We start from the raw sequence: 15,377 nt of genomic DNA on the forward strand, positions 1-15,377 counted from the left end.
GTTCGGGCCGCGCGGGCTGCCTCACACGTTTCCTGTCAGTCGGCTCCTGTCAGTCGGCGCGGACGCGGTCGCGGATCCAGACGCCGGCAGGCTTGAGCCGCGAGGTGCCGGCGAAGGGGCCGTTCGGGCAGGTGCCGGTGGTGAAGACGGCGCCTGAGCGGAAGTCGTCGGAGTAGTTCCAGTTCACCCAGCTGATCTTCTTCTGCGCCATCAGGTCGATGTACTGCTGCGACCTGGTGAAGTTGTTCGGCCCGTCACCCGTGGCCTCCTGGGTGCCGAACTCGGTGACGAAGACCGGGATCCTGTCGGCGGCCCTCGACAGCGTGTTCAGGTAGTCGCTGCCGTGGGAGGCGGCGTAGAAGTGGAAGGTGTACATGATGTTGGTCGCGTTGACCGGGTTGGCGACGACCTCGTTCTCGTCGGACCCCTCGGAGACGCCCAGCGACGACCAGGCGCGGGTGCCGACGAGGATCGGGGTGTCGGGGTCGTTCTGCCTGATCACCGGGATGAGCTGGTGGGCGTAGTTCCTGATCGTGGACCAGGAGACGCCGCTCGGCTCGTTGGCGATCTCGTACAGCAGGTTGTTCTTGCCGTTGTGCCGCTGGGCGATCTCGGTGAAGAACGTCTTGGCCCTGCTGAGGTTGTACATCGGGTCGCCGGGGTCGAGCATGTGCCAGTCGACGATGGCGTACATGCCGCGCGCGGTGGCCATCTCGATCAGGTTGTGGACCCTGTCGGTGAACTGCCGGGGGTTGCTCTCGTAGCCGCCGTCCTGGATGTACATCGAGATCCGCAGGATGTCGGACTTCCAGTCGGTGGCCAGCGCGTCGAGTGAGGCGGTGTTGAGGCACTGGGAGTACCACTGCAGGCCGTGCGTGCTCATGCCGCGCAGCTGGATCTGCTCGCCGCGCTCGTTGCACAGCCGTACGCCGCAGACCTTGAGCTGGCCGTTGGCCTGCACCGGGGTGCCGGTGCCGCCCGCCTGGGTGGTGGCGGTGACGGAGGCGCTCCTGTCGGACTCGTTGTCCGAGGGGTCGCGCGCGGTCACGGTGTAGGTGTGGGTCGAGGAGGGGGCAAGGCCGGTGATCGTGGCCGAGGTGCCGCTCACGGTGGCCTTCAGCGACGTGCCCTCGTAGACCCGGTAGTCCTTGATCGTGCCGCTGTTGTCCGTGGAGGCGTTCCAGGCCAGGGAGATGGAGCTGGAGGTGGTGGCGGTGGATCGCAGCCCGCCTGGCGCCGTCGGCTTCTCGGTGTCGGAGGGGCCTCCCGCCGAGACCGTCAGGCGGTCGAGGTTGGGCCCGCCGTTCGCGGTGGTGGCGGTGGCGCGGACGGTGTTGGGGCCCGCCCTCAGCGCCGCGTTGACCGTGATCTCGGCCCAGGTGCTCCACGCGCCGGTGCCGGGGAAGTCGCGGTTCACGCTCGTGCCGTTGACCGCGACGGCAAGGGGCCTGTTGACGGTCGTGCCGTTGGCGTAGCGGAAGGTCAGCGCCGCGTTCCCCGCGGCGGCGGCGTCGACGGTGAACTCGACGTAGGAGCCCTCGACGTTGGCGTAGTCGACGAAGCCGCTGCCGGTGTAGCCGGCGTGCTTGGTGTCGACGATGCCCTGCGAGATCACCGCGTTCTCCGCCTGGTACTCACTGGCGGGGGCGGCCACGTCGACCTCGGCGTAGTCGAGGTTCGGCCCGCCTCCCGCGGTGGTGGCGGTGGCGCGGATGGTGTTGGCGCCCGCGTTGACCGGTGCGGTGATCGTGGTGGAGGCCCAGGTGGACCAGGCCCCGGTGCCGGGGAAGTCACGGGTGACGCTCGTGCCGTTGACCGCGACGGTCATCGGCCTGTTGGTCGTCGTGCCGTTGGCGTAGCGAAGGACGATCGAGGCGGTCCCCGCCGACGGCGCGTTCACGGCGAACTCGACGTAGCCGCCTGCGACGTTGTCGTAGTTGACGAAGCCTGTCCCGCTGAACCCCGCGTGGTTGGACTCGACCGTCCCCTGGGAGACGGCGGCGTTCTCCGCTTCGTGTCGGGTGGGCGCCTGCGCCATGGCGGGGGTCATGGCGGGAACCGCTAAGGCGGTGGTGAGGACGGCGGTCAGGGCGAGGAAACGAATGGGTCGGAGCATCGCCTCTCCGGTTTATTAGGAAAGTTAACTAACGAACAATCGGAGGATAGGTCCGACACCTGGCCGACACAAGGCCCAAAAGTCGGCGGTCAGTCCTTTGACGTCAGATAGTTTGACGTCTTACTATCAGGCGCATGCGTACCCTCATTCGAAACGTCCGCGTCTTCGACGGCGTCCTGACCATCCCCCGCACCGAGGTCCTGATCGAGGACGACAGGCTCGCCGCCTACGACGGCGGCCGCGCCGACCTCGAGATCGACGGCGCCGGAGCGACTCTGCTGCCCGGCCTGATCGACGCCCACACCCATACCTTCGACGGCGACCTCGCCCAGGCGCTGAGGTTCGGGGTGACGACCGAGCTCGACATGTTCTGCCTGCCGGGGAACCTGGCCCGCCAGCGCCGCCTGGCCGCCGAGCGCGACGACGTGGCCGACCTGCGCAGCTCGGGAATCCTCGCCACCGCGCCCGGCGGGCATCCCAGCCAGATCATGGAGGCGACCTCGGGACAGGACCTCGGCGACGCGGTCGGTGCGTTCGACACGGTGGCCGACGCGGGACAGGCCAAGGCGTTCGTCGAGGCACGGCTGGCCGAAGGCGCCGACTACCTCAAGATCGTGATCGACAGCGGGCACGTGGCGGGGCTCGACCTGCCCGTCCTCGCCCCCGACGTCGTCGCCGCCCTCGTCGAGGCGGGGCACGCCGCCGGGCTCATGGCCATCGCGCACGCGGTCACCACCGAGGACGCCGTCGTCGCCCTGGACGCGGGCGTCGACGGCCTGGCCCACCTCGTCACCGACCCGCTCCCCCAGGAGGTCGCCGCCAGGATCGCCGCCCAGGACGTGTTCGTGGTCAGCACGCTCACCTACTTCGAGGCGGTCACCGGCGACCCGAGCGGCGCCGAGCTGGTGCGCGACGAGCGCATCGGCTCACTGCTTCCCGCCCAGGCCAGGGCGGCCCTCGACCGTGACCCGAGCGTCGTGCCCGTCCACCCCGACGGGGTTCGCAACGCCGTACAGGCGGCCGCGGCGCTGCACAGGGCAGGGGTGGCGCTGCTCGCGGGCACCGACGCCAACCCATGGGCGCCGTTGCACGGCGCCAGCATGCACCGCGAGGTGCTGCTGCTGACGGAGGCCGGGCTGAGCCCCGCCGAGGCGCTCGCGGCCGCCACCAGCGTGCCCGCCCGCAGGTTCGGGCTGGCCGATCGCGGCAGGATCGCGCCCGGCTTCCGCGCCGACCTGCTGCTGGTCGAGGGCGACCCGACCACCGACATCACCGCCACCCGCGCCATCAGGGAGATCTGGCGCAGAGGGGTACGGCAGGCGCGCTAGCGCGCCAGCATGCCGCGCAGGACGGTGTCGAGCGTGGCCGCCTCCTGCTCGGTCAGACGGGCGGCCAGCCTGGCCAGGTTGGCCGCGTGCTCGGTGAGGGTGGCGTCGATGACCTCGCGTCCCTCCTGCGTCAGCGCGACGCGGAAGCTGCGGCGGTCGGCGGGGTCGAGGCTGCGCTCCACCAGACCGGCCGCCTCGAGCCTGTCGATGCGGTTGGTCATGCCCGCCCGCGACATCATCAGCACGTCGGACAGTTCGGAGGGGATCAGCGTGTACGGCGGGCCCGACCTGCGCAGCGCCGCCAGCACGTCGAACTCTCCGGGGCGCAGGCCGTGCCGCCTGAAGACCTGCTCCACCGCCGACTCGACGAGCCGTGACGCCTGGGCCAGCCTGCTGAAGACCCCCATCGCCGACAGGTCGAGATCGGGCCGCTCCCGCCGCCACTGCTCGAGGATGACGTCGATCGGGTCCTGCTCGCTGCTCATGCTCAGACCTTAGGGGACCGGAGGCGACCGCCCGGGATCCGTCGGATCTCACCGGGGCGGCTCCGCTGGTGGACGCGGAGTGCGATTCATGGTGAATTCAGGCAATGACGGTACAGGGCGCCTGCGACCCTCGATTCGCCACGGTCGCCGAGGAGTTCGAGCGCAACCTCACCAAGCGCGGCGAGGTGGGCGCGTCGGTCTGCGTCGTCGTCGACGGCGAGACGGTCGTCGACCTCTGGGGTGGCGACGCCGCCCCCGGCCTTCCCTGGCTGCACGACACCATCGGACACGTCTGGTCGTGCACCAAGGGGGCCACCGCGCTGTGCGCGCACATGCTCGCCTCCCGAGGGGAGCTCGATCTCGACGCGCCGGTCGTGCGCCACTGGCCCGAGTACGGCGCCCGAGGCAAGGACGGCACGCTGGTGCGGCACCTGCTGACCCACCAGGCGGGGCTGCCCGCCCTGCGCGAGCCGCTGCCGAGCGGGGGGTTCTACGACTGGAAGCTGATGGCCGACAGGCTCGCGGGCGAGGAGCCGTTCTGGGAGCCTGGCACCAGGCACGGCTACCACGCTCTCACCTTCGGGTTCCTGGTCGGGGAGGTCGTGCGCAGGGTGAGCGGGCGCTCGCTCGGTGCCTTCTTCCGCGAGGAGGTGGCCGAGCCGCTCGGCCTCGACTTCTGGCTGGGCCTGCCCGAGGAGCAGGAGGGACGCGTCGCGCCGACGATCCCCGCCGAGCCTCCCGCGCGGCTGCCCAGCTTCTACGCCGCGGCGTTCGCCGACCCTGCCTCGATTCCCGCCCTGCTGCTGGGCAACGACGGCGGGTACATGACGACCCCCGGCGAGTCCGACACCAGGACCGCGCACGCGGCGGAGTTCGGGGCGGTCGGGGCCGTCACCAACGCCCGTGGTCTGGCCGGGATGTACCGGCCGCTGTCGCTCGGCGGGGGCGGACTGGTCACCGAGGAGCAGCTGGCGATCATGTCGCCCGCGCAGTCCGCCTCCTCGGTGGACGCGGTGCTGCTCGTGCCGACCAGGTTCTCGCTCGGCTTCATGAAGGCCGTCGACAACCGGCACCTGCCCGCCGCCGACAGCGAGGGGGCGCTGCTGACCGAGACGGCGTTCGGCCACGCGGGCATGGGCGGCTCGGTCGGCTTCTGCGACCCGCCCGCGCGCCTGGCCTTCGGCTACACGATGAACCGCCAGGGCACCGGCCTCGGCATCAACCCGAGGGGACAGGCGCTGGTGGACGCCGTCTACCGGTCACTCGGCCACCGGCGGGCGCGCGGCGGCCTGTGGTACCGCCCGACCTGACATGTCCGTCGAAAGGGCACGCTAATGTGAAAGGCATGTTCTTCGGGGTGACCGACATCTGGACGTACATGGTCGGTGCGTTCTTCATCATCCTGCTACCCGGCCCCAACTCGCTCTACGTGCTGGCGCTCGCCGCCCAGCGAGGCGTGCGCCAGGGCTACCGGGCGGCGGCGGGCGTGTTCGTCGGCGACACGATCCTCATGGTGCTGGCCTCCGCCGGCGCCGCGTCGCTGCTGAGCTCGGCCCCGCTGGTGTTCATGATCGTAAAGATCGCGGGCGCCGCCTACCTCGGGTGGATCGGCTTCCAGATGATCAGGGGAGCGTGGAGAGCCTGGCGCTCCCCCTCCACCGCGCAGGCCCCCGCCAACGCCCTGGTGAGCGAGCGTGACGTGCGCCCCTTCACCAAGGCGCTGACGATCAGCCTGCTCAACCCGAAGGCGATCCTGTTCTTCGTCTCCTACTTCATCCTGTTCGTGGACCCCTCCTACGCCACCCCCGCCGTGTCGTTCCTCATCCTCGGCGCGATCATCCAGGTCTTCAGCGCGCTCTACCTGTCGGCGCTGATCTTCGGGGGCAACTTCCTGGCCGGGCAGTTCAGGTCCAGGCGCAGGCTGTCGGCCACGCTCACCGCCGGCGTCGGCGCCCTCTTCCTCGGCTTCGGGGCCAAACTCGCCACCGCGGGCCTGGGCTGATCCCTCCCTCTACGCGGGGGCGACGCGCTCGGCCCTGAGCAGCTCCACGATGAGCCAGAGCCGTACGGCGAGCCCCGCGAACGCCAGCGGCCACGCCCCCGTGAAGGCCGCCAGCAACCCGCATCCCGCCGCGGCCACCGTCGCCCAGCGCAGCAGCCCGAACACCTGCACGGTGCGGGGGTCCTGATGGGAGACCATGATCCCCGTCGCGATCATCCACACCGCCAGGACCTCCGCGAGGCCGAGCATCAGGGTCAGCGAGGACGGCAGCGGCATGAGCTCCGTCACTGAGACGACGGCGGCCGCCACCGCCGCCACCCTGGCTCCGTGGAAGGCCGGATGCCCCACCCGTCCGAGCGCCGCCACGACGACGACCCACCCGATCACGTCCATGAGCAGGTCGAACCCGTTTAATCGGAGGTCGAGGGCGACGATCAGCAGTCCGAGCGCGACGGACTTGTAAGGACGCATGTCACGGATCATGACATTCGGGCTGGACAAGATCAACAAGTGCTGAGTGTGCACAATCTGACGGTGGCACTCGGAGGGCTCAGGTACGGTAAGCCACCGGCGCGCCCTCGCGTGCCGGGGGTAACCGTGCCGTAACCCCGGTGGCAGCGTCCGCCGATGCCTGGTCCAGCGAAGCCTGGGTAGACGCTGAACGCCGGCCGACCTACGGAGCAGAGTTGAGTCATCCCCCTGTCGTGCTGCCCCGCCTGACCGCCATGGCCAAGCAGGCGGCCCCCCGCCTGCTCGAAGGCGTCGTCGCGCCGCTGGCCGTCTTCTACACCGCCCTCATGATCCTGGGCGAGACGGGCGCGCTGATCGCGGCGGTGTCATGGGTCTACCTCGGGGTGGGATGGCGGCTCGTCAGAAGGGTCAGGGTGCCCGCGACGATGTTCCTCGCCGCGGTGGCGATCACCGCCCGCACCCTGATCGCGCTGGTCACCGGCAACAACGCCGTCTTCTTCCTCACGCCCGAGTTCGGCACGATCTGCATCAGCATGATCTTCCTCGCCTCGGTCAGGCTGAACGCGCCCATGGTGCAGAAGCTCACGCTCGACTACATCCACCTGCCGCAGGCGGTGCTCAGGCACGAGCGGATGCGCAGGTTCTTCGCCAGGATCACCCTGCTGTGGGCCTTCGTGCTGCTGGCCAACTCCACGGTGAGCATCCTGCTCTACATCCACGAGTCGGCGATGATCGGCGTCTACATGCTGCTGCGCACCTCAGCGGTGGCCGCTATCAGCGGTCTCGCGATCGCCTTCTCGCTGTGGGCCTTCAAGCGGGTCCTTCGCCGCCTGCACACCCCCGCCTGACTTCTCGATCAGCAGGAACGCGCCCGCCAGCCCCATCACCAGCCCGGTCAGGAGCGAGAACAGGTCCACGAGGTCGGTGGCGACCATCGGGACGTTCGCGCGCAGCGGGCCCGCGGTCACGATGACGATCATCTTGTAGAGGCCCCAGCCGAACAGCGACCCGCTGCCCAGCCAGCTCAGCGCCACCGCCCAGGGCGCGTGGCCGCGTAGCAGGTGCAGATAGGCGAGCGCGGCCCCGATCGCCACCGCACCGCTGAAGGCCAGCGCGACCCCACCCGCCGTGGTCTTCGCCGCCACCACCGCCGGGTCCAGGCCGGCCGTGCCGCCGAGTGCCCAGTAGAGTTTCGCGCCGCCGACGACCATGGTGACCAGCAGGCTGCCACGCCCCACGACGTGCTGGAACGGCACGGCCGTCCGCCTGCCGCCCGAGACGAAGATCCACGGCCAGCGGTCGCGGGCGTAGAGGACGAAGGCGACGATCAGCCCGAGGCCCTGCAGCGAGAAGCCGCCGTAGACGGCCAGGTACACCCAGGCGGCGAGGAACTCCTCGCCGAAGGCCCCTGGCCCTTCCAGCAGCAGCGTGACCGGCAGGCTCACCAGGATCTGCGACAGCAGCCCGATGCCCACCCAGATCGGAAGGAGCACCAGCCAGGCGGGCAGGCGCATCCCCCACCGCATCGTGAAGGCCAGCGCGAGCAGGAGGCCGACCAGATCCATGCCGAAGGTCATGGCGTTGAGCCCGACGATCGTGGCGGAGTTCATGAGGGACGGAGCCGTCACGCCGACCATGTCGCCGGTCAGCCAGAGGATCTTGATCGTCAGGTAGGGCAGGATGGCGGCCATCGCGACCACCGCGGCGGTGATCCGGCCGATGCCGGCTCGGGGAACGTCCATGCTCCCGAACCTGCCTGGTCCGCGCCGCCGCTCCCTCACGCCCGGAGGGGATCCTCCTCCCCCTGGAGAGGGAGAACGACGAGCTCGAAGCCGTCGTCCACGGGCCCGGCCGTCATCGTGCCGCCCGCCAGCCGTACGCGCTCGCGCAGGCCGGTGAGGCCCATGCCGCCGGGAATCGCGGTGGCCCTGCCGCGGGCGGGGCCGTTGCGCACCGAGATCCTCGCTGGCGAGACCGAGACGCGCACCCACGCGCCTGGCGCGTGCTTGGCGGCGTTGGTGAGCCCTTCCTGGACCGCGCGGTAGGCCAGCGCGGGCACGGGTCCCTCCGCCACCTCCAGCGAGACGTCCATGCCGGAGTCGCGGGAGCGTTCCACCAGGTCGGTGACGTCGGCGGCGACCGGTACGAGGGGGGCGGGGTCGAAGTCGTCGCGCAGCAGCCCGACGATCTCGCGTAGCCGCTCGGTCGCCTCCGAGGCGGCCACCCGCAGCTCGCCCGCGGCCTTCGCCTGCGCGGGAGCGAGCCCTGGAGCGATCTCGAGGCCCGCCGCCCGCACCGCGATCAGAGCCAGGTCATGGCCGAGGGAGTCGTGCATGTCGTGCGCGATGCGGGTGCGCTCGCGCAGCCTGGCCTGCGCGGCCACCGACAGCTGGGTCCGCTCACGCTGCTGGAGCAGCAGCCGCCTGAGCGTGCCCAGCAGGTACGGCACGACATAGCAGCCGATGAGACCGCTCACCATGGTCACCCAGTAGCGCAGGAGGCCGCCCTGGGCCAGCACGACGCCCGCGCCGATGACGGCGGCCGCGCCGAACACGGCCGTCGCGGGCCAGGCCCTCGAGGCGCTCCGGCCCGTCCGGTAGGCGTACCAGAGCACGGCGAGCGTGGTCGTCGACAGCGGGAAGATCTTCACGCTGACCAGCGACAACGGCCACAGCTGGTCGGTCGTGGCGACGCCGCCGGTGAAGTCCCACGAGGTGGTGGCCAAGCCTTCGCCGAAGTCCCACGGGCCGAGCGGCAGCAGGATCACCGACGCGGCCAGCGGCCACGCCCTGCCCACCAGGACGGCCAGCCCGAGCAGCAGCACGCGCCCGCCTGTCACGACCGCGAACACGCCTGGCTCGGCGAAAGGGTCGGGGCCGGCCGCCGCGGCGAGAACGGACAGCACGAGCCAGGCGAGGACGTCGTAGAGGACCTGACGAGGTGTGCGGCGCATGCCCGAAACGTTAGCCGGAGACGTCGGCCGCCACCCCTGCCGAAAGTAAGGGGTACGGCCTGGCCCACCGCGAAAGGTGGTGCCAGGCCCACCGCCGATCTCCATCCTTGCCCCAGTGTGTCCGGGCTCCGCCCCAGGTTGGATCGACGTACCTGACGAAAGTAGGGGGTCGCGGGTGCCGTTCGTCCGATGTGCCGCCGAGTGGCTGATCCCTAGGTTCGAGGAGCTGGATCCCTGACTTTTCCAGGGGACGGCAGGGGCGCGGGCAGGGGGCATCCCCGATGCCGCACACACGTCCCGCCGCCACTCTGGGAGAACTCCTCCACAGACCGGAGCGCAATCCCATGTCTCACGCCATTCTCGACCTGCTCAACCAGGTGATGTCGTCACCGTGGTTGTACCTCGCGCTGTTCGCGCTGGCGTTGCTCGACGGGTTCTTCCCCATCGTCCCCGCCGAGACGTCAGTGATCACCGCGGGCGTCTTCGCGGCCTCGACGGGCGAGCCGGCCCTCTGGCTGGTGATGGTCGTCGCCGCGCTCGGGGCGTTCGCCGGTGACCACATCTCCTACGCCATCGGCGGCAAGGCCGGCAGGCGGCTGCACGGCAAGAAGAGCTACGCCTGGGCGCAGCAGGCGCTCGCCGAGCGCGGCGGGCTGCTGCTCGTCGTGGCGCGCTACATCCCCGGCGGCAGGACGGCGGCGACCCTGACCATGGGTGCCGTCCGCTACCCGCGCAGGTCCTTCGCCTTCTTCGACGCGATCGCGGCAGGCTCCTGGGCGGTCTACTCCGCGCTGATCGGCTTCTTCGGCGGCATGGCCTTCGAGAACGACCCGATCAAGGGCCTGCTGCTCGGCCTGGGCATCGCCGTGTCCATCACGGTGCTCGTCGAGGTCGTCCGCTGGGTGCGCAAGAGGCGCTCACAGGGTTCTCACAGAGCGCTCGTCGCGGCCGCACAGGGCGCGCAAGGAGACTCCTGACTGTTCGCCCCCGTGCCCCTGGGTGTCCATGAACGGACACCTCCATATGGCTTCATCCAGGTGAAAGGAGAGCGTCCATGACTGTGCTGGCCGCGGCGGTAGCCCTGTTCGGCTCGTTGTTCTTCGCACTCGGCGCCGCTCTCCAGCAGTTCGAGGCGGCGGACTCGGCCAAGCCAGGCCTGCTGGCCCTGCTGAGAAAACCCCGCTGGCTGATCGGCGGGGTCTCCATCACCGTGGGCGGCGGGCTGCACATCGTCGCGCTCGGCCTCGGCCCGCTGACCGTCGTCCAGCCCATGGGCGTGGCCAGCCTGCTGTTCGCCCTGCCGATCGCCGCCGGCCTGCACGGACGCAGACCCTCCCGCAGGGAGCTGGCCGCTGCCGCGACCGTCGCGATCGGGCTGATCGGCCTGGTCCTGCTCGTGCCCGCCCACGACGGCCCCACCTACCTCAGCCCTCAGGGCGCGTCCACGCTGCTCGCCGTCGCCGGCATCGCGGCGGTCCTGCTGTGGGCAGGGGCGAAGGTGGCCTCGGCCGCCGGGCGGGCGGCGCTGCTGGCCACCAGCGCGGGCGTGCTGTACGGCGCCACCGCGACCCTCATGCGCGTCCTCGTCGACGGCGCGTGGAACTGGTGGTACCTGCTGGCGCTGCCGGTTCCCGCCCTGCTCGCCCTCGTGCTCCTGCAGCGCGCCTACGCCGTCGGCCACTTCGGCGTGTCGTTCGCCTCGCTGCAGATCGCCGACCCCCTGACCGCTGTCGCCTTCGGCGCCCTCCTGCTCGGCGAGCCCCTCCCCCAGGGCATCGCCCCGATCGCCGCCGCCGCCCTCACCGCCGTGGGCACGGTGGCGCTCGCCCGCACCACCCCGCTCGAAGCACGTACCTAGCTGAACCGCTTTCCTGGCTCAACCACGTAGGAGTCCCCCATGGCCATGCCGCTCATCTCACCCCAGACCTCCCGCCCGACCCTCGTGCCGGTGCCGACCAGGCCCCGCCGTGTGCTGATCTCGACCGACACCTACCCGCCCGACGTGAACGGCGCCGCCGTCTTCACCCACCGACTGGCCACGGGGCTGGCCGAGCGCGGCAACGACGTCCACGTGATCTGCCAGTCGGAGGACGGCCCCGCCAAGGCCACGGTGGAGGACGGCGTGATCGTGCACCGGCTGCGCTCGGCTCCGCTGCTCGTCCACCCCACGATGCGGGTGACCGTCCCCGCCAGGCTCGACCGCCTGGTGAACGCGATCCAGCCCGACGTGCTGCACACCCAGGGGCACTTCGTCGTCGGCAGGGCCGCGATGGCCGCGGCGCGAAGGAACGGCGTGCCGATCGTGGCCACCAACCACTTCATGCCCGACAACCTCTTCCAGTTCGCGCACATCCCGGCGAAGCTCAGGGAGAAGGCGGGCAGGCTGGCCTGGCGCGACTTCATCCGCGTCTACTCCCGCGCCGACCACGTCACCACCCCCACGCCGCTGGCCGCCGGTCTGCTGTCCGAGCAGGGCTTCGAGCGCGAGGTGGAGGCGGTCTCCTGCGGGATCGACCTGACCAGGTTCCATCCTCGCTCGGAGCCGAAGGCCTGGGCCCGCAAGGCGTTCGGGCTGCCCGACCGCGAGACGGTGCTGTTCGTGGGCCGCCTCGACGAGGAGAAGCGGCTGGACGAGCTGGTGCGGGCGCTGCCGTACATCGTGAACGAGACCGACGCCCAGGTCGCGCTGGTGGGCAAGGGCAACCAGCGGGAGCCGCTGGAGCGGCTGGCCAGAAGGATCGGCGTCGGCGACAGGGTGTTCTTCCTCGGGTTCGTGCCCGACGAGGCGATGCCGCAGGCGTTCGCGGCGGCCGACGCGTTCGCCATGCCGGGCGTCGCCGAGCTGCAGAGCATCGCGACGCTGGAGGCCATGGCCAGCGGCCTGCCCGTCGTCGCGGCCAACGCGATGGCGCTGCCGCACCTGGTCGAGGAGAACGGCTTCCTGTACGAGCCTGGCGACGTGATCGAGCTGGCCAGGCACCTGACCGCGCTGCTGACCGACACGGGCCTGCGCGACAGGGCGGGCAAGGCCAGCCGCGAGCTGGCGCTCACCCACGACCACCAGGCCTCGCTGGCCCGTTTCGAGGAGATCTACGCCGAGGTCGGCCGATGATCCTGCTGGCTCCCCTGATGGCCGCGCTCGTGTGCGCCGCCGCGCTGACCTACGCGCATCTGGCGCTGCCCCAGCAGACCCTCATCAGCGACTACGCGCTCGTGCCCGGCGGGGTGGTGCCCGTCATGATCGGCATGCTGGCGCTGGCCGCGGGCTGTGTCTTCCTCGCCTACGGCCTGACCGTGCGCGAGCCAGGACGCACCGCCGCGACCAGGCTGCTGCTGATCGCCGCGGCGGGCGGGCTCATGCTGAGCGCGCTGTTCCCCACCGATCCAGGCCCTGCCACCTCCCTGTCGGGCGAGGTGCACCGATGGGCCGCGGCCGTGGTGTTCACCTCGCTGCCCGTCGCCGGCTGGACGCTGGTCAGAGGCAGGGCCCCGCTCCCCCGATGGAACCTGGTCAGGTCGCTCGTCGTCACCGCCGTCGTCGCGCTGGCCGTCTACCTCGCCGCGCACCCCGCGGCCCTCACCTCGCCGTTCATCGGCGGAGAGGCCTACTACGGCCTGCTGGAGCGGGCGGTGGTCGTGGCCGACGTCGCCCTGGTGGTCGCGATGGGCGTGGCCGCCTCCCTCGACAACCGCCTTCCCACGCAGCTCCCCGTCGTGACGCGCGAGAGCCGACCCGCGCCCGCCGCGCCCGCCGACCGGGCCAAGGCGGCCTGACGGTTCGGTGCGGGCCGAACCGTCAGGGTCCTAACGTGGAGATATGTCAGCACAGGGCCTCGCCTCCTTCGCCGCGCTGCTCGCCGACCCGACAAGGGCGGCGTTCTGCCTGGCCCTGCTCGACGGCCGGGCCTGGACCGCGGGCGAGCTCGCGAGGACCGCGGGGGTCGCGGCCTCCACCGCCAGCGAGCACCTCAGCAAGATGGTCGAAGGCGGCCTGCTCGCCGAGGAACGGCAGGGCAGGCACCGCTACGTCCGGTTGCGCGACGCGGCCACCGCGCAGCTCGTCGAGGACCTGGCCGCACGGGTCAGCCCCTCCGCCGCCACGCACACGACCCTGAGGGCCGCCAGCGCGGCCAGCGCCCTGGCCAGGGCGCGCACCTGCTACGACCACCTCGCGGGGCGCCTCGGCGTCTGCGTCACCGACGCCCTTCTCTCCCACGGCCTGCTCGACCCCGGTTTCTCGCTGAGCGCGTCGGGCGCGGCATGGTTCGAGAAGCTCGGCATCGCGCTGACGGCCAGCCGTACGCGGCCGATGGCCAGGCCGTGCCTCGACTGGACCGAGCGCCGTCCCCACCTGGCCGGTACGGCCGGCGCCGCGCTGTGCCGCCACGCGCTCGAGGCGGGCTGGGTCACCAGGATCGGCGGCCAGCGGGCGCTCAAGGTGACCGACTCGGGCCTGAGCAGCCTCGCCCTGTTGCTGGACATCCCCTCCGACACGCTTCGGCCGTCGCCGAACTGACCGGGACCTAACGTCGTCACCATGCGCATCACCGACCACGCGGCGGCCCGAGCCGTCCTGTCCGATCCTTCGTGCGTCCCGCCGCCCGTGCCCTCGGGCGCGCCCTTCGGCACGCTGGCCTGGCTGCGCTCGCAGGTCTCCCGCTTCGCCTCCGGCGCCGAGCACGCCGAGCGCCGCGCCCTGGTGGAGGAGTGCCTGTCCGCTCTCGACCCCTCGGCCCTGCGCTCGGCCGCCGCGACCCGCGCGGATCGCGGCGCCGAGATCATGGAGATCCCCGCAGGGGTCCTGGGCGAGGCGCTCGGGATCGACGACACGGGCGCGCTCGTCCGCGCCGTCGACGCGGCGGCCACCGGCTACCTCTCGGGCGAGGGCACCCCCGAGGCGGACCCCGCGGTCGCGACCCTGCTCGGCCTCGTCGGCCCCGCAGGGGACCTGCCGCGCGCCGTCGCCAGGATCACCGTCCTGCTGCAGGCCCACGGCTCCACCACGGGCCTCCTGCGCAACGCCGTCGCCCGTCTCTCCGGCGAGAGCGCCCCTGCCACCGCCGGGCAGCTGCTGCTGGAGACCCTTCGCCGTGACCCGCCACTGCTCGTCACCAAGCGGGTCGACGCCCACGGCGCGCCGATCGAGATCGACCTCGTGGCCGCGAACGACGGGCACGACGAGCACCTGACCTTCGGTCACGGCGTGCGCCCCTGCCCTGGAGCCGAGCACGCCATGGCCATCGCCACCGGCGTCCTAGAAACGATCATGGAGTTGCGATGACCTTCCACGACCTGCACAGGCCCGGCGACCCGCTCCTGCTGCCCAACGCGTGGGACTACGGCTCGGCCGCGCTGCTGGCCTCCCGCGGCTACCCCGCCATCGGCACCACCAGCCTCGGGGTGGCCGCCGTCCACGGCAAGCCCGACGCGGCCGCCGCCACCAGGGCGGAGACCCTCGACCTCGTCCTGCTCGTGAAGGACCTGCCCGCCTACCTCACCGTCGACGTCGAGAACGGCTTCAGCGACGACCCCGCCGCCGTCGCCGACCTGGTCGACCTGCTCGCGGGACTGGGCGTGGCGGGGATCAACCTCGAGGACGGCAGGGCCGACGGCACGCTGCGCCCTGTCGGCGAGCAGACCCGCATCCTGGAGGCCGTCGCGGGCAGGGGCGTGTTCGTCAACGCGCGCACCGACACCCACTGGCTCGGCACGGGCGAGTCCGCCACCGAGCGGATCCGCGCCTACGCCGACGCGGGCGCCGACGGCGTCTTCGTCCCGGGCGTGGCCGACCTGGCGGAGATCGCGGAGCTGGCGCGCGCCACCGAGCTGCCGCTCAACGTCCTCTACAGCCACAGCCACAGCGTCGAGGAGCTCGCGGGCGCGGGTGTGGCCAGGGTCAGCACCGGCTCGCTGCTCTACAGGGCCGCGCTCCAGGGCGCCCTCGCGGTCCTGGAGAAGGATGCGGCGATGCCCACCTATGGGGAGATCGTCGGGCTGCTGCCGGAACCGCGATAATCGCCAC

Annotated in this window: 16 protein-coding genes; 11 read left to right on the top strand and 5 right to left on the bottom strand. The window is 71.4% G+C overall.

What is annotated here, in order from left to right; translation table 11 throughout:
• Window positions 1-49: 49 nt before the first annotated feature.
• Window positions 50-2,116 (bottom strand): cellulase family glycosylhydrolase, encoded by a 2,067-nt coding sequence (locus tag ABFX50_RS31230; RefSeq protein WP_346151349.1) that lies wholly within the window; start codon window positions 2,114-2,116, stop codon window positions 50-52.
• 134 nt (window positions 2,117-2,250) lie between these two features.
• Between ABFX50_RS31230 and ABFX50_RS31235 the strand changes: the two genes are divergently transcribed.
• Window positions 2,251-3,444 carry an amidohydrolase family protein gene (locus tag ABFX50_RS31235; RefSeq protein WP_346151351.1) on the top strand — a complete coding sequence of 398 codons (1,194 nt, stop codon included), beginning with the start codon at window positions 2,251-2,253 and terminating at the stop codon, window positions 3,442-3,444.
• Here ABFX50_RS31235 and ABFX50_RS31240 read toward each other — a convergent pair.
• Entirely contained in the window at window positions 3,441-3,929 is a 489-nt protein-coding gene (locus ABFX50_RS31240) for a MarR family winged helix-turn-helix transcriptional regulator (RefSeq protein WP_346151354.1), read from the bottom strand. The two genes, ABFX50_RS31235 and ABFX50_RS31240, sit on opposite strands and share 4 nt — an antisense overlap.
• A 104-nt stretch (window positions 3,930-4,033) precedes the next feature.
• On the opposite strand from ABFX50_RS31240, the gene ABFX50_RS31245 reads away from it, so the two are divergent.
• Complete coding sequence (locus ABFX50_RS31245) at window positions 4,034-5,239, top strand: serine hydrolase domain-containing protein (RefSeq protein ID WP_346151356.1); 1,206 nt, start codon at window positions 4,034-4,036, stop codon at window positions 5,237-5,239.
• 35 nt (window positions 5,240-5,274) lie between these two features.
• Complete coding sequence (leuE, locus tag ABFX50_RS31250) at window positions 5,275-5,931, top strand: leucine efflux protein LeuE (protein WP_346151358.1); 657 nt, start codon at window positions 5,275-5,277, stop codon at window positions 5,929-5,931.
• Window positions 5,932-5,940: 9 nt separating this feature from the next.
• On the opposite strand, the gene ABFX50_RS31255 is transcribed toward leuE, so the two are convergent.
• Entirely contained in the window at window positions 5,941-6,402 is a 462-nt protein-coding gene (locus ABFX50_RS31255; RefSeq protein WP_346151360.1) for a hypothetical protein, read from the bottom strand.
• Between the two features lie 215 nt (window positions 6,403-6,617).
• On the opposite strand from ABFX50_RS31255, the gene ABFX50_RS31260 reads away from it, so the two are divergent.
• Entirely contained in the window at window positions 6,618-7,250 is a 633-nt protein-coding gene (locus ABFX50_RS31260; protein ID WP_346125406.1) for a VC0807 family protein, read from the top strand.
• Here the strand turns inward: ABFX50_RS31260 and ABFX50_RS31265 are convergent.
• Both ABFX50_RS31265 and ABFX50_RS31270 read right to left on the bottom strand, forming a co-directional pair.
• The gene (locus tag ABFX50_RS31265) at window positions 7,161-8,144 is read right to left on the bottom strand and encodes a hypothetical protein (RefSeq protein WP_346151362.1); all 984 of its coding nucleotides are present in this window, start codon (window positions 8,142-8,144) and stop codon (window positions 7,161-7,163) included. The two genes, ABFX50_RS31260 and ABFX50_RS31265, sit on opposite strands and share 90 nt — an antisense overlap.
• A 35-nt stretch (window positions 8,145-8,179) precedes the next feature.
• Window positions 8,180-9,355 carry a sensor histidine kinase gene (locus ABFX50_RS31270; protein ID WP_346151364.1) on the bottom strand — a complete coding sequence of 392 codons (1,176 nt, stop codon included), beginning with the start codon at window positions 9,353-9,355 and terminating at the stop codon, window positions 8,180-8,182.
• Window positions 9,356-9,699: 344 nt separating this feature from the next.
• Here ABFX50_RS31270 and ABFX50_RS31275 point away from each other — a divergent pair, with 344 nt between their 5' ends.
• From ABFX50_RS31275 to ABFX50_RS31305, 7 genes are all read left to right on the top strand, one after another.
• Window positions 9,700-10,332 (top strand): DedA family protein, encoded by a 633-nt coding sequence (locus ABFX50_RS31275; RefSeq protein WP_346151366.1) that lies wholly within the window; start codon window positions 9,700-9,702, stop codon window positions 10,330-10,332.
• 77 nt (window positions 10,333-10,409) lie between these two features.
• Entirely contained in the window at window positions 10,410-11,213 is an 804-nt protein-coding gene (locus tag ABFX50_RS31280; protein WP_346151368.1) for a DMT family transporter, read from the top strand.
• 39 nt (window positions 11,214-11,252) lie between these two features.
• A complete protein-coding gene (locus ABFX50_RS31285) occupies window positions 11,253-12,467 on the top strand; it encodes a glycosyltransferase (RefSeq protein WP_346151370.1) in 1,215 nt (404 codons plus the stop codon).
• On the top strand, window positions 12,464-13,129 hold the full coding sequence (locus tag ABFX50_RS31290; protein WP_346151372.1) for a DUF998 domain-containing protein: 666 nt from the start codon (window positions 12,464-12,466) through the stop codon (window positions 13,127-13,129). The genes ABFX50_RS31285 and ABFX50_RS31290 overlap by 4 nt, the downstream gene beginning before the upstream one ends.
• Window positions 13,130-13,172: 43 nt before the next feature.
• Window positions 13,173-13,871: an ArsR/SmtB family transcription factor gene (locus ABFX50_RS31295; RefSeq protein WP_346151374.1), complete on the top strand. Its 699-nt coding sequence runs from the start codon at window positions 13,173-13,175 to the stop codon at window positions 13,869-13,871.
• Window positions 13,872-13,892: 21 nt separating this feature from the next.
• Window positions 13,893-14,636, top strand: a complete 744-nt coding sequence (locus ABFX50_RS31300; RefSeq protein ID WP_346151376.1) for a cytochrome P450 family protein — start codon at window positions 13,893-13,895, stop codon at window positions 14,634-14,636.
• Window positions 14,633-15,370 carry an isocitrate lyase/PEP mutase family protein gene (locus ABFX50_RS31305; protein ID WP_346151377.1) on the top strand — a complete coding sequence of 246 codons (738 nt, stop codon included), beginning with the start codon at window positions 14,633-14,635 and terminating at the stop codon, window positions 15,368-15,370. The genes ABFX50_RS31300 and ABFX50_RS31305 overlap by 4 nt, the downstream gene beginning before the upstream one ends.
• The last annotated feature ends 7 nt before the right edge of the window (window positions 15,371-15,377 follow it).

It is taken from the genome of Nonomuraea recticatena (assembly GCF_039533245.1).
Lineage (GTDB): Bacteria > Actinomycetota > Actinomycetes > Streptosporangiales > Streptosporangiaceae > Nonomuraea > Nonomuraea roseola.